Raw genomic sequence first — 14970 nt, 5'->3', positions numbered from 1 at the left:
GATCTGTTTTTTGGAGGATTGATTCACCTGCGCGAGTTTCGCATGAAAGTATCGAGCGATCGCACGAAAAGAGAAAGTTACGCATGAAAGTATCAAGCGATCGCACGAAAAGAGAGAAATTCGCATGAAAGAATCGAGCGCTCGCACGAAAGAAGAGATTTTCGCATGAAAGTATCGAGCGCTCGCACGAAAAGATAAAGTTTCACACGAAAGAAATCGCCACGCTTAATAAAAAATCAAGCGTGGCGAAATATCAATTATTGTATTACTGTTTCTTTAACTTCTTGTTGCATCGCTTTTAGAGCGACTTCGTTTAAGTAGTTTACTGGCTTATTAAAGTGTGGCTGGAAGAAGAAGTCTGTTAATGCCAGTTGCTCAATCGTCATATCATTAGAGATCGCTACACTAACTGTATTGACAACTTGTGTAAGATCAGTATCAGAAATCACTTGGGCACCAACGACACGATGACTGTCTACTTCATAGACTAACTTCAGTTTAATGACATTGTTTTCTGGCATAAAGTCAGGGCGATATGTCTCTTCTAAGTAAGCAGAACGTACCTTGATTTTATTGACTTCAGCTGCTGTTTCTGTCAAACCAGTTGACCCAATATAATGATCATAAATTTTCAAACCAGAAGTACCTTGTGTACCTGGATGTGGAAGCTTAGCCTCAACTAAATTTTGCGCAACGAGTGTTCCCATTCGTACCGCATTGGTTGCTAATGGAATATATGCAGGCTGTTTTGTTGGTGTGTAAGGTACAGCACAGCAATCACCTGCTGCATATACGTCTTTTACACTTGTACGCATATACTCATCAACAACGATTGCTCCATTTGGAAGCATATCGACTTGCCCTTTGATTAAGTCTGTGTTTGGACGGAAGCCAATACACATCACAACCAGGTCTGCCTTTACTTCACTCTTATTGGTTATTACTTTTTCAACTTTACCATTACCTTCAAAGCCTGAAACCATTTCATTTAAAAGTAAGCTAACCCCTTTTTCACGGAATGAAGCTTCAACAGGATCAGTAAAGGTTTTATCTAGATAGCGGTTAAGGATACGTGATTCAGCATCGATTAGCGTTACATTTTTACCATTTTCTTCGAAGGCTTCAACGAGTTCAACACCGATATAACCACCACCAACAACAGTGACGTTATCAACATGCTCTGATCGACGAATAATATCTTTCGCGTGATCATAGTTTTTACATAGTACAACGTTCTCTAAGTCAGATCCAGGAATTGGCGGTGTAATTGGCCAAGAGCCAGTGGTAATAATCAACTTATCATAGTCATAGTTAGTTGATTCCCCTGTACTCAAATCTTTTGCTGCTAATTGTTTTTTGTCAATGTCAACATTTAGCACTTCATGTTGCATATGCATTTTAATGCCTTGTTCTTCAAAACCTTCAACTGATGCGTAAAAAAGTGACTCTGCCTTTTCAACAACACCACCTACATAGAGCGCAATACCGCAAGACAAGAATGAGACCGTATCATTACGTTCAAATACTTCAATTTCAGCGTCAGGGTATAATGCAAGTGTGTTTTTAATGGCTGCTGTTCCTGCGTGTGTACATCCAATTACAGCTACTTTCATGTTTGTCATCCTCCGTTTTTAGGTTCATTATTTCACAACTTTAAATAAACATACATTCAAATATGTTGTAAAACTTATTATACTATTATGTCTGCTAAGTATCAAGGGAATTGTATAATATTTCACAAACTTTTTTGGATAGTATTGTCATATCAATATTTAAACGCATTTTTTATATAAAATTCACAAAGTTGTCACATGATTGAAAGGGGATTTTCAAGTAAATAACTTGTTTTAAAGAAGTATTTTTTCAAAAAAATAGACAAGGGGAAAGGTCCCCATGTCTATTGATAACAACTTTCAATTTCAGCTTGCAATGCTCTATCGCTTACATACTCATCATAACTTATTTCTTTATCAATCAAACCTTTTGGTGTGATTTCAATTAAGCGATTCGCTATACTATTAATAAATTGATGGTCATGCGAAGTAAACAGAATAGCCCCATTAAATTGGATTAAACCATTATTGACGGATGTAATCGATTCAAGATCTAAGTGGTTTGTTGGCTCATCCAAGATTAGCACATTGGCACTTGACAACATCATTTTTGAAAGCATACAACGGACCTTCTCGCCACCTGACAAAACTTTTGCTTTCTTTAAAGCTTCTTCTCCAGAAAACAACATGCGACCTAGGAAACCACGCAAGAATGTTTCTGTTTGGTCTTCAGGAGAGTATTGGCGAAGCCATTCGACCAATGTTAGTTCATTATTCTCGAAAAACTTACTATTGTCCTTTGGAAAGTAAGCCTGAGATGTGGTGACGCCCCATGAATAGCTACCTTCATCAGGTTCCATCTCTCCCATTACTATATCAAATAATGTCGTCTTCGCTAATTCATCTCGTCCAACAAAAGCAACCTTATTGTCGCGATTTAAGGTAAAACTAACGTTATCAAGTACTTTAACGCCATCAATCGTTTTACTTATCCCTTCAACACGCAATAAGTCATTACCTATTTCTCGCTCAGGCTTAAATGCGACATAGGGATAACGACGTGAAGACGGCTTAATATCTTCAATAGTGATATTATCGAGCATTTTCTTGCGTGAAGTTGCTTGTCGTGATTTAGATGCATTAGCACTAAAGCGGGCAATAAAGTTTTGTAATTCTTTAACTTTTTCTTCTTTTTTCTTATTTTGATCCTGAGCCATTTTTAATGCAAGTTGACTTGACTCATACCAAAAATCATAATTACCAACGTAAAGTTCAATTTTTCCATAATCAACATCAGCAATATGTGTACAAACCTTATTTAAGAAATGACGATCATGTGAAACAACGATAACCGTGTTATCAAAGTTTATTAAAAATTCCTCTAGCCATTGAATGGCCTGGATATCTAGGTGGTTCGTTGGCTCATCAAGTAATAAAATATCTGGTGATCCGAATAAAGCTTGTGCAAGCAATACCTTGACCTTATCTGAACCGCTAAGCTCAGCCATTTTTTTATCATGTGCATCTTCTGCCACACCTAATCCTTTTAAAAGAATGGCAGCATCTGATTCTGCTTCCCACCCGTTTAATTCTGCGAATTCACCCTCTAGTTCGGCTGCTTTCATGCCATCTTCTTCACTAAAATCAGTTTTAGCATAGATGGCGTCCTTTTCTTTCATCACTTGATAGAGACGCTCGTGACCAAGAATGACAGTCTCAAGTACCTGATAGTCCTCATAAGCAAAATGATCTTGTTTTAAAACCGCTAATCGCTCATCCTTGCCTAAAGAAACATGGCCAGATTGAGGTTCAACTTCTCCGGATAATACCTTGAGAAATGTTGATTTACCCGCTCCGTTTGCCCCGATTAATCCATAACAATTCCCTGGTGTGAATTTAATATTAACATCTTCAAACAGCTTTTTATCGCCGAAACGTAAACTTACATTTGTTACTTGTAACATACTTAATTGTTCCTCCATCAAAATAGACATAATTAAAGCCTAGCTTAAGCTAAAAATGTAATGAAGTCAATTGATGTTTTAAAAAAATTATCTATCATTTCATTTCCCTTCCATAATAACTGTTCATAAATGCTTTCCTTGTTCAAGATCAATTATATAGAAATACACATTTCAAGCATTTAAGTTTTTTAAAAGTAGAACGATATAGAGAGGAGATAGAAATAGATGTATTAATAATGACTTACCTTATTTAATTGTGTAAGATAGGGGATAAGAGGTGATATGATGTCAGAAGGTATTGGTTACAAGATTAAGTATTTTCGCACAAAAGCCAATATGACTCAAGAGGAGCTCGCTAGAGGTATTGTTTCGGTATCTTATTTATCAAAAATAGAGCGTAATAGTGCTGATCCGAATCCAGAGGCAATTGAAAAGATATGTCAACGCTTAGAAATTCAACCCGAACGGGTACTTGATCACAATATAAATAACCTTGTTTATCAATGGTTTAATCAGTTATTAGACGGGAACATGATCATGGCCCATGAAACCTATCAACAGATTGAAGAAGAAATAGAGAAGGTAATTGATGCTGATCTATATTGGCTAGTCGAACTACATACATTATTTTATTTTATTTTAACGAATCAGCTTAAATACGCAAAGCGAAAATATATTTTTCTGGAACAAGATATGAGTCATTTCAATGAAATAGAACAATACTATTGGTTGAAATTTTCAGGTTATTACAATTATTCAAACTTAGCTTATGAAGACGCCTTCCAATCCTATTTACGTGCCGAGAAGATGATGCCTGAAGCGCTCGTTAATAATCAACAAGAAAAGCATGATCTCTATTTCCAAATTTCATGTGTAGCGACTCGACTCTATTATACTTATCATAGCACAGTCTATGTAAAACGCGCCTTGGACTATTATCGTAATACCTATCAATTAAGGCGTTGTGCAGAATGTCATATTATATTCGGTGTCGCTTATAAAAGAATGAATGAGGTTAATGAAGCATTAACCAATTTCGAATTAGCACGTAAAATTGCCATAGAATTAGATGAGCGTGAGGTGCTAGTCAGATGTAACCAAGCAATGGGTGAGCTTTACGGTGATATGCAGCTGACAGAACAAGCTATCCATTATTATATGCACTGTTACGAATTAACGAAGCATTCTTTTACTGAATCAGAGTTAATCGCAGTTACTGGACTTTTTAAAACGTATTATAATGATGGCAAGCTGGAGAAAGCAAAGCAATGGCATAAGGAAGCCGGAAAATTGGTCAATCATGAATTAACGATTTCCCAACCATTAAATTATGAAATTAGTATTTATTATTACTTGATTTATGGTTTTGATCAAGGCTTTGAAGTGTTAATGGAGAAAGAAGTGCTACCTTTTTTCAAAAGCAAAAAAATGTATTTAAACTATGCGTATTATTTACAAATTACAGGTGATTATTACTATCAAGTAAGAAAATATAAAGTGTCTTCTAACTATTATCGAGAGGCTAACGAAGCGTTGAATCAATTGCGTCTAAGAGATAATAATTAAGTATAAAAGCGTAAGCCGTTGACTAATCAAAGTATAAAATGTAAGAAAGGTGTTTATGCTGCTTCTAAGGCGGGTATAGTTATCATTAGATTATTTTCTTATAGCGACATGTTAAGTTTTAGTAAGAAAATGCATGATAATCTGAGTAATAAGGAGGAGATACTTATGGCAAGAGATTTTTACCAAGCAATAGAGCATCGTCGTTCAATTTACGTTATAAGTGATGAGAAAGTCGTTGATGAGGAACGGATTGAAGAAGTTATTCAGTTTGCAGTTAAACACACCCCTTATGCATTTAATGCAACGAGTGGTCGAGTTGTGGTGTTATTTAATGATGAACATAAAGCACTGTGGGATATAGCAAAAGAAGAATTGCGTAAGATCGTTCCTGCTGAAAATTTCTCAGACACGGATGCACGTATTGATAGCTTTAAAGCAGGCTATGGTACGGTACTGTTCTTTGAAGACCAAGATGTAGTGAAAGGTTTACAGGAACAAATGGCATTGTACAAAGATAATTTCCCAATTTGGTCAGATCAAGCGTCAGGCATGCTACAGCATGTGGTATGGACAGCATTAGAAAATGAGGGATTAGGTGCTTCTTTACAACACTATAATCCGTTAATTGATGATCAAGTCAAACAACGTTGGCAGTTACCAGATAGTTGGTTGCTTCGTGCGCAAATGCCGTTTGGTAAACCTGAGATTGAGCCTGGGGAAAAACAGTTCCAACCACTAGAAGAGCGTATTAAAGTATATAAATAAACAGACAAAGGATGTGCGATTGAAGCACATCCTTTTGCTATTAAATCGAATAACACGAACGTTCAATCAGGATATTAGTGTCTACTATCATCTACCAAAATAGATTTACTTTTGAGGTGGGTGTTCACAGACGGTTATCTGTGATAAAAGGGTTTAGCTACAACTACTAGAAAACTGAAATGCTAATTCACCCAATTGGGTACATTGAGTTGACAAAGTATCTCCAGCTCTTGCTCACGTTGATCGACATATGAACTTATCTGTCTCAAATCTTGATCGACAATGCCAGGGTGTGTAATCACTTCAATTGAATCCGTTTTTACTTTTTTTAGCTGTTGAAACACATCGAGGCTATCGTTATTATTACTGAAACGCGCCCATAGTTTATCTGTATAAAGCAAGTCTTTTTCATCTTTCAGTGTCTGAGTATATCTTAACGGTACATGGTATTCCTTTGCGAGTGTAATAATTAAGTCTTTCAATGCCACCCATCCATGGACATGATGATGACTGTCGATGTGGTTAAGCGTTAAACCAGCTGAGCGAAACGCTTCGATTTGTGTGCGCCATTCTTGCTCAATTTGCTTTATTTCACATGGACTTAATTGTTGTATGTCTTTAGTGAATTTAAAGTCACCATTTGCATTAACAAGCTCAGGGACATCAGTGCACAAAGGTTTCCCATAGGTGAGGACAAGGTGAATACCAATGGGCAAAGAAGGGGTTTGTTTAGCGATCGCAATGGCGTAGTCAACCGCTTTCCCGTTCATCATTAAGGTGGTACTATTGATCACCCCGTTTAAATGTGCTTTGATAATCCCGTCAGTCACCCCGTTTGTTAAACCAAAATCGTCAGCGTTAAATATGACTTTCATTTCTGATATTCCCCAATCGTCTATTAATGTTGTTACAGCTAGTTTAGCATATGTATTGGTATAAAGGGAGGAGGATGAATAGCCTTAGATAAAAGATATAATTATCACAGATAACCGTCCGTAAAACACCCCCTGATTGAAGGTTCACTTTATGTTAAGCAATTGCATAACGACGGAGATTTCACCAATATACTTTTAGTTTGATAAAAAAGTGTTAAAAACAGAAAATAATTTATAATTACAGAAAAAAGCACATCTAAATTACATAAAAAATGTTATTAAAATTACATAAGTGAATAATATTTTATAATATATTTACAAATTTTTATATGTTTAACAGTTATCAGGGACTCTTAAATATAAAATGAAAAAAGCGAGGATAGAGGTATCAGTAAAACGGTTGCATTTAGTTCAACAAAAAAGGTTAACTGTCATTAAAGAAGTGTTTTACATTCTAAACATAAATTAGATTCGAGCAGATTTATAATCAAGATCAAAAATAGTAGATTGATCTTATAAGAATAATTATAAATTTATCATATATATTGCTAACTTTTAGTGATGATGACGACAATATGGAAGAAGCTATTTAATTAATGAAAAATAGGAGTGATTGTTATGAAGAAAATGATGGTTTATTTAATACCCATACTATTATTTATTATTTTGACTATTTGTCGAAATGCTTTTAATTTAAATGTAACTGTATATAATGTATTGGTGTTATTTATTATACTATTAATACCTATTCTTAGGTTAATGTTTCAAAAATTTTGCTCAGAAGTGAACTTTCGATAATGCCCCTCAGATTTCAGAGACTATCCCTAACCTCCAAGAAATGCCTACAAACAAAATCGAATCTCTTGAAAAAGATAACAATAAAAAAATAGAAGATAAAGACTATATTGAAGACAAATTTGAAACTAATCAATTAAGCAAACAAAGCGAACGAAACCTCTCTCCAACAGTGGAAACAATGAGTTCTAATAATGGATTCTATATCTTGAAAGGATGACTAACATGGTTAAAATCACTAACGTTCAACAAACGACCAGCCATTCTATTAAGGCGGAGTTGGATACTCCAGGTAAGTATACGCTTAATACTCAGGCAGCAACTGTCACGATAAGTGATGAATCTCAGCATAGATATCTTCAATCACTGACGTTTAGAAAAACAAATAGTGATGATACGCTCGGAAAGCAATTCTAAAAATTCTACGAAGAATATAACCGGGCTGAGGCTATCGAGAAAAGAGAACGGGAACAAATAGATGGAGAGGGAAGTCCTTCTGAATCAGCAAAATTTCTAAAGCAACTCCAGAATGACAAAGAAGAGCATAATCAAGAGATTGTAAATGAATTTGGATTGGCAGGTAAGATCGTAGACTAAAACCGCCACGTCCTGTAGCCCTCCGCCCCCTGATTGAAGGTTCGTTTTATACAATAGAAATAACAGAAGGAGGGGATGTTTGTTCCCTCCCTTAAAGATTGATTAAAGCACATTTGTCAATAGTTGCTTCATTTGTTTAGGTGACTTTAACCGATAAATCTTTTTATCGGTCCCACATTTTTTGAGCGCGGCTTCGGTCTTTGGAAGTTTGTCACGTCTAAATCTTAAAACGAACAAGAAAAATGCCCAATCTAATTTTTCTGGACAACCCTCTGCCATATCTGGTCTTGTCTTCTTGCGATACTTTAATCGTCTTTTCGTAACGCCTGCTAAGCAACGCCAAGTTGGATAATCCAAAAAAATTACCGTATCACATGCGGCTAAGCGCATATTAAGTGTGGTGCTGTAATTGCCATCAACAATCCAACGTTCAGCAGATAGAATTTTTTCTTGACATTGCTGAAACGTCCTCTCATCAACCGCTTGCCACCCCGCTTGCCAATACAAATTATCTAGATGGTGGATAGGGATGTTTAGTTTTTCACTTAATTTTCGCGCTAAGGTCGATTTTCCTGCCCCTGGTGAGCCAATAATGATGATCTTGTTCATAAAATCGCCTCCACTGATCAGTTATATTAGATTTGCGTCTTCTTGATACCATTGCTGAAGTTGCTTGGTGATGTCACCGCGTTTACCGTTAGCTATTGTTTGATCGTCGACTTTGACAACCGGAAGGACTTCGATACCACTACTGGTCATAAACACTTCATCTGCATTTAACAAATCCGCTACAGTATAGTAAGCTTCGATGACAGAAATATCGTTTGCCCTAGCGAGATCAATCAATCGGTTTCGAACACAGCCGTGGAGAATCCGCTCAGTTGCAGGGTGGGTAATGATGACATCGCCTTTAACAATAAAGACATTGGCTGCCGTTGATTCTGTTACGATATCGTCTCGATGCAAAATGGCATCAAAACCGCCGTGTTCATGAGCTGTTTGTTTCGCCAAAACGTTTGGAAGTAGATTTAAGCTTTTAATATAGCAATAATGCCAACGGATGTCGTCGTGTGTAATCACGCTCACGCCAGCTTCTAACTCTGAAATGGGGCGAACGAGTGTGTCAGTGTATGCATAGAAATTTGGCTGGCAGTCTGGAAACAGGTGAAGTCGTTTGGCTGATCCACGACTGATCTGTAAATATATTAAACCATCTTTAGTAAGCTTGTTGCGTTCAATCAGTTCAATTAGCTGATTATGTAAGTCCTCTTTTTTAAATGGAATACTTAGCTTGATTGCTTGGGCAGATCGGTATAATCGATCAAGGTGAGCCTCCATTAAGTAAGCCTGCCCTTGATACACACGAATCACTTCATAGATTCCATCACCAAACTGCAGGGCACGTTCTTGGTATGGATACACAACAGCTGAGGCTTCGTTAAAGCCTTGGTTTGTTAACACAACAGTCATCTTTAAACACCCCTTCTCTTAAAATGAATTTTCAATCAGTGGGCGATTTCGATCTTTGCCCACGGATAGTAAGTTGAGTGAATCAGGACATGAGCGTTCGTTATCACCCATCTCAATAGATTTGATCTATGCTCTAACTGAATATATCTATCTATTATAGCAGGTTTACAGCGACAGATCGTAATGATATGATGAAATATATAGTAAAATCAGGAAAATAGTGTGATTGTTATATAAATGAGCAGGGGGAAGACTAGTATGTTAATTGGATTGGTAATTAGTTATTCAATCATTTTAATGTTAGTAGGATACTTTATTTCTAAAAAGATTCGGCAACGCTTCGGCTTACATAAACGAAAGTGGTTTGGTTTTAACTATCTCAATCAAAAACATGCTTTCATTGATGTAGTGGTTCGAATTTTTATAGTTATCGCCTTAGTGTTTATGCTTATTTTAAATTTAGAAGGACCACAATACACGACAGTACTCCTTATGGCAGTTGTTTATCCAATTTTATTAGCTAGTGTCGAATGCATTCGCGCATGGTTTGAATGGTATCGTTCAGACCAACCGCAACAAGCTTATATTACTTGTATAAATATAGCGGGCGGATATATTTTTGCACTGTTAAATTATTTAACGTTATTGATTTTAGCCTAAATATGAATTCTTTCCGAATCGCAACTAAATTATGTTAAGCTATAAACAGTGTAAAAGAGGAAGGAATGAAACAATTATAATGAGTAAAACGGTTGTTCTTGCAGAAAAACCATCAGTTGGTCGTGACATTGCACGCGTTTTAAATTGTACGAAAAAACAGAATGGTTTTTTTGAAGGACAGAAATATATTGTTACGTGGGCACTGGGGCATCTTGTTACATTAGCTGATCCAGAAGCTTATGATCAAAAGTACAAAACATGGAAACTGGAAGACTTACCAATGTTACCAGAACGACTCAAGTTAGTTGTGATGCGTCAAACCAATAAGCAATTTCAAATTGTCAAATCACAACTGATTCGCAAAGATGTTAGTGAGATCGTGATCGCAACGGATGCTGGTCGTGAAGGGGAACTCGTTGCGCGTTGGATCATTGAAAAGGCTCGTATCAATAAATCGATTAAACGTCTCTGGATTTCATCAGTGACCGATAAAGCGATTCGTGATGGATTCAAAAATTTAAAACCAGGAAAAGCTTATACGCCTTTATATATGGCGGCTGCTGCAAGATCGGAAGCAGACTGGTATGTTGGTTTAAATGCAACGCGTGCCTTAACAACAAAGCACAATGCACAGCTTTCAAGTGGTCGAGTGCAGACACCAACGTTGGCGATGATCGCAAAACGCGAAAAGGAGATTAACCAATTTAAACCGCAGCCTTATTATGGCATTAAAGCACAAACCGATTCTGGTTTAAGTTTTAATTGGCAGGATGCTAATCAAAATAGTCGACTATTTAATGAAAATAAAGCTGATCAATTGCTTCAGCGTCTTAAAGGAAAAAAAGCAAAGGTGACCGAGGTCAAGCAAACAGAAAAGAAAAGTTACGCCCCACCTTTATATGATTTGTCAGCTTTACAGCAAGAAGCAAATAAAGCATTTGGTTTCTCTGGTAAACAGACTTTATCGATCATGCAAAAGCTTTATGAACAACATAAGATATTAACGTATCCAAGAACCGATTCGCGTTTTTTATCCTCTGATATTGTCTCAACCTTAAAGGATCGGGTCGATGCATGTGGGGTTGATCAATACGCCAGAGCGGCTCGTACTATTTTAAACCAAGGTATTCAAGCGAGTAAGTCATTTGTTGATGATAAAAAGGTTTCTGATCACCATGCGATTATCCCAACTGAACAATCAGTTAACCTAGCTGATCTGGATGATAAAGAACGAAAAATTTATGATCTTGTCGTTAAGCGATTCCTAGCTGTTTTGTCTAAGCCTTATCTCTATCAACAAACGACGGTTAGCGCTGATATTGACGGAGAAACGTTTAAACTAAGTGGCAAACAAGTGAAAGCACTTGGTTGGAAAGCTCTTTACCAAGAGCTGGGTGATCAAGAATCACTCCCGGTTTTAAAAGAAGGTCAACAGTTAGACGTTACGGTGAAACGAACAAAAGGTGAAACCACGCCTCCTGAACGATTTACAGAAGGAACGTTACTTCAAGCGATGGAGAATCCGGCTAAATTTATGGAAATGGATGATAAAAAGTTAGCACGTACTTTGAATGAAACAGGTGGTCTCGGAACGGTAGCTACCCGAGCTGACATTATCGATAAATTGTACAATATTCATTATATTGAAGCCCGGGGTAAGTATATTTATACGACATCTAAAGGGCGACAATTGCTTGAACTGGTTCCGTCGGATTTAAGCTCGCCTGTCTTAACCGCGGAATGGGAGCAGAAGTTGACTGCAATTGCTAATGGGAAGTTGCAAAAGGCTACGTTTATTAAAGAAATGAAACAATACGCTAGCTCGGTTGTTCGTGAAATAAAAAATAGTGACACAGCATTTAAACATGACAATGTGACTGGTACGAAATGTCCGAATTGTGGTAAGTTAATGCTTGAAGTAAATGGAAAGAAAGGTCGCATGTTAGTCTGTCAGGATCGTCAATGCGGTGAAAAGAAACAGATTGCACGCCAAACGAATGCGCGTTGTCCACAATGCCATAAAAAAATGGAGATGCGTGGTACCGGTGAAGCGCAAACCTTTTCCTGCCGATGTGGCTACCGCGAAAAATTATCTGCTTTTCAGAAAAGAAAAGAACAAAACAAGACAAGTAAAGCTTCGAAAAATGATGTTAACAAGTATATGAAAAAAAATAATGACCAATTTACCAATTCTGCGCTTGCAGATGCGCTAGCGAAATTAAAGGTTCTTTGTCAAATGACGTTGGTCAGAATTTTTGTCGACAATTTTATAGTTGAATTTCACAAACATTTAAGTAGGGTTATACTGCTTGAATGTTTGTTTGGTTTGGCACCATTTTTGTTGATTTTGATTCAACTGATCTTAACTTGAAATGAAGTAAGATGCGGTATTTATAGTTTCTGAAATTGCGATAACCATAGGCCACACGATTAAGCACTTTAATCTTATTGTTGATCCCCTCGATGCGTCCGTTGTTAAACGGGTACGTAAAGCTATTTTTAATGTAAGGCAGGTGTTGGCGTAAGGTTTTCATACTTGTCTTCATATAGCTAGAGACTGGGCCTTTATGCTGGTGGTTTAAGAGCGTCCGCAGTGCCTCCTGATCTGCTTGCTCAAACGCACACAAGATACGCTGATACAAGTCGTAATTCTCTTTTAATTCAGAGGAGAAACGAAGTAGTTCTTCTACTACATTGGTTTCCAACCGTTGCCCAAATAAATGAAAATACTTATATTCTGTATTCGATAAATCCGATTGACGCTTTAATAACAGACGCCAGTAACGCTTTAAGCGACGGTATTTCTTAAGATCTTCTCCGTTAGAAGTATGGAAGCTATTCATCACACGAATACGCGTCTTATTCATGGAACGATTGATTAATTGCGTGAGGTGAAAACGATCAATAACGATCTCCGCTTGAGGAAACATCGCTTTGATGACATTCACGTATCCCGCATTCATATCAATGGTGATGGTTTCCACATTTTTGCGGTCAGCTAAGCTATAATTCGCGATGAAGTGATCCTTAATCTTTCGAGCGTCTCGGTATTCAAGGATATCAAGAATATCGCCCGTTTCCGCGTTAATGTATTCAAAGGCCATCAATCCTTTGGCGTATTTAAATTCATCAAACGAAAGATGTTTAGGTAATAAGCAATGATGAAAGCTATACCCTTTCGCTTCTTCCGTAATGAGCCGTTGAACCGTTGTCGCAGACACGGCCGTATCTTTTGCGATATCCTGTAAAGACTGCGCTTCTGTCGCCTTGATTAAAACACATGCCTTCGTATATTTCGAAAGATAACAATGTTTTTCTACAAGAGAGGTAGTTGCGGTAAACGTACCCTCGCACGCCTTACACTTAAAGCGTTGCTTTCTCAAATTCAGGTAGGTTTTCTTCACCCCATCAATCGGAAGGGTAATACGTGAGCATTGTGTGCCATTTTTATAGATCGTGTAATCTTCATTCTTAACGCCACAACTTATGCAAGCTTCTGGTGTATACGTTAACTTTCCTTCTACATAGCGACACGGTTTTCCCTTTAATTCCCCATCATAGAGGCATCCTTCCTCAAAAGTTATATTTCGGTCTTGAATATCGAGTAACATTCTAATATCATTAGAGTATGACAAGTGCGTTCCCTCCTGGATTGGTTTTCGTCGACTTTAATTCTACAGGGAAACGCACTTGTTTTCTATCTATATACATAGAAAAGACGCTAGTGAATTTCGATCTCCTTTTCACATAATTATGAAAGGGAGATTTCTGTTCACCAACGTCAAATATTATACAACCAAATTAAAGGAATAAAGCGAACAGGGAATGAACTTTTGACCAATGGTTCATTCCCTGTTTTAATGGTTTAGAAAAGTTAAAGAAGTCCAATACATTTCTAGGTACAGCGTTGTATTTTTTAGAAATTTGTTACTATTTAGCCTATATTTTGTTATACTATTTTTATTTCTATGAAACTTTAATTTTATTAATACAGTCTATTAGTAAAGAGGGGAGGCAGTATATGAAGACAAAAACCGTTTACTTATTATTCTTAAGTACAGGTACCTTATTGGCAAAAACGATTGATCTTTATACGAAACAATCATTAAACCATGTATCAATCGCTCTAGACCAAGAATTAAATCTCGTTTATAGCTTTGGGCGAAAACGACCACATAATCCATTTATCGGTGGCTTTATTCGCGAGAATTTAAGTTTACCCTTTTTTAATCGTTCAATGTGTGCCATTTATCAGTTAAAGGTAACGGAAGAGGAATATACACAACTTGTTGAACAAATTATGATTATGGAAAGTCATAAGCACTTATATCGTTATAATTTTTTAGGTTTATTTGGTGTCATGTTAAATAAAGAGTTTCATAGGGAAAATGCTTTTTTCTGTTCACAATTTGTTGCATCGATGTTGCAAGAATGTGGCATCTATCATAGTGCCAAGCCACCGGGGTTAATTAGACCTCAAGATTTAAGAGCTTGGCGAGAATTAACACCCTTTTATTACGGTAAATTAAAAGACTATCCATATCTTACTGCTCACGTGGAACAAGAGCAAAGAAAAAGTTGGAGACGTTCATTCTTTAGGCTTAGCTAAAATTAGCTAAGCTTTTTTTTGTGTGTAAGCCAAATGTAGAATGCTAATAAAGCGAACTTTCAAATCAGGAGATTAGCGTCCGCCTTTTATAAATACGTCTCTAGTCTTAGTGAAAG

General features: G+C 36.8%; 11 protein-coding genes. 5 read left to right on the top strand and 6 right to left on the bottom strand.

The window, feature by feature from the left end; translation table 11 throughout:
- Positions 1 to 257: 257 nt before the first annotated feature.
- Together B494_RS0104175 and B494_RS0104170 are read right to left on the bottom strand one after the other, a co-directional pair.
- The gene (locus B494_RS0104175) at positions 258 to 1613 is read right to left on the bottom strand and encodes an FAD-dependent oxidoreductase (protein WP_017471115.1); all 1356 of its coding nucleotides are present in this window, start codon (positions 1611 to 1613) and stop codon (positions 258 to 260) included.
- Positions 1614 to 1897: 284 nt separating this feature from the next.
- Positions 1898 to 3517, bottom strand: a complete 1620-nt coding sequence (locus tag B494_RS0104170; protein ID WP_017471114.1) for an ABC-F family ATP-binding cassette domain-containing protein — start codon at positions 3515 to 3517, stop codon at positions 1898 to 1900.
- Between the two features lie 285 nt (positions 3518 to 3802).
- Between B494_RS0104170 and B494_RS0104165 the strand changes: the two genes are divergently transcribed.
- Both B494_RS0104165 and B494_RS0104160 read left to right on the top strand, forming a co-directional pair.
- Positions 3803 to 5083 carry a helix-turn-helix domain-containing protein gene (locus tag B494_RS0104165; protein WP_017471113.1) on the top strand — a complete coding sequence of 427 codons (1281 nt, stop codon included), beginning with the start codon at positions 3803 to 3805 and terminating at the stop codon, positions 5081 to 5083.
- Positions 5084 to 5248: 165 nt separating this feature from the next.
- Positions 5249 to 5848: a nitroreductase family protein gene (locus B494_RS0104160; protein WP_017471112.1), complete on the top strand. Its 600-nt coding sequence runs from the start codon at positions 5249 to 5251 to the stop codon at positions 5846 to 5848.
- A 182-nt stretch (positions 5849 to 6030) separates the two neighbouring features.
- Here B494_RS0104160 and chbG read toward each other — a convergent pair whose 3' ends face one another.
- The 3 genes from chbG to dat form a co-directional block, all read right to left on the bottom strand.
- Positions 6031 to 6723: a chitin disaccharide deacetylase gene (chbG, locus tag B494_RS0104155; protein WP_017471111.1), complete on the bottom strand. Its 693-nt coding sequence runs from the start codon at positions 6721 to 6723 to the stop codon at positions 6031 to 6033.
- 1494 nt (positions 6724 to 8217) lie between these two features.
- Positions 8218 to 8724, bottom strand: coding sequence for a DNA topology modulation protein (locus B494_RS0104145; protein WP_017471109.1), 507 nt, complete (start codon positions 8722 to 8724; stop codon positions 8218 to 8220).
- 21 nt (positions 8725 to 8745) lie between these two features.
- Positions 8746 to 9585: a D-amino-acid transaminase gene (gene dat, locus B494_RS0104140; RefSeq protein ID WP_017471108.1), complete on the bottom strand. Its 840-nt coding sequence runs from the start codon at positions 9583 to 9585 to the stop codon at positions 8746 to 8748.
- 258 nt (positions 9586 to 9843) lie between these two features.
- Here dat and B494_RS0104135 point away from each other — a divergent pair, with 258 nt between their 5' ends.
- Positions 9844 to 10245: a DUF4181 domain-containing protein gene (locus tag B494_RS0104135; protein WP_017471107.1), complete on the top strand. Its 402-nt coding sequence runs from the start codon at positions 9844 to 9846 to the stop codon at positions 10243 to 10245.
- Between the two features lie 79 nt (positions 10246 to 10324).
- Entirely contained in the window at positions 10325 to 12616 is a 2292-nt protein-coding gene (locus B494_RS0104130) for a DNA topoisomerase III (protein WP_017471106.1), read from the top strand.
- On the opposite strand, the gene B494_RS0104125 is transcribed toward B494_RS0104130, so the two are convergent.
- The gene (locus B494_RS0104125; protein WP_017470787.1) at positions 12546 to 13880 is read right to left on the bottom strand and encodes an ISL3 family transposase; all 1335 of its coding nucleotides are present in this window, start codon (positions 13878 to 13880) and stop codon (positions 12546 to 12548) included. The two genes, B494_RS0104130 and B494_RS0104125, sit on opposite strands and share 71 nt — an antisense overlap.
- A gap of 386 nt (positions 13881 to 14266) precedes the next feature.
- Between B494_RS0104125 and B494_RS18940 the strand changes: the two genes are divergently transcribed.
- A complete protein-coding gene (locus B494_RS18940; RefSeq protein WP_017471105.1) occupies positions 14267 to 14854 on the top strand; it encodes a hypothetical protein in 588 nt (195 codons plus the stop codon).
- Positions 14855 to 14970 lie beyond the last annotated feature (116 nt).

Source organism: Amphibacillus jilinensis Y1, assembly GCF_000306965.1.
In the GTDB taxonomy this organism is placed as follows: domain Bacteria; phylum Bacillota; class Bacilli; order Bacillales; family Amphibacillaceae; genus Amphibacillus_C; species Amphibacillus_C jilinensis.
The sequence above is the reverse complement of the archived record's forward strand: the minus strand, read 5'-3'. Positions and strand labels throughout refer to the sequence as shown.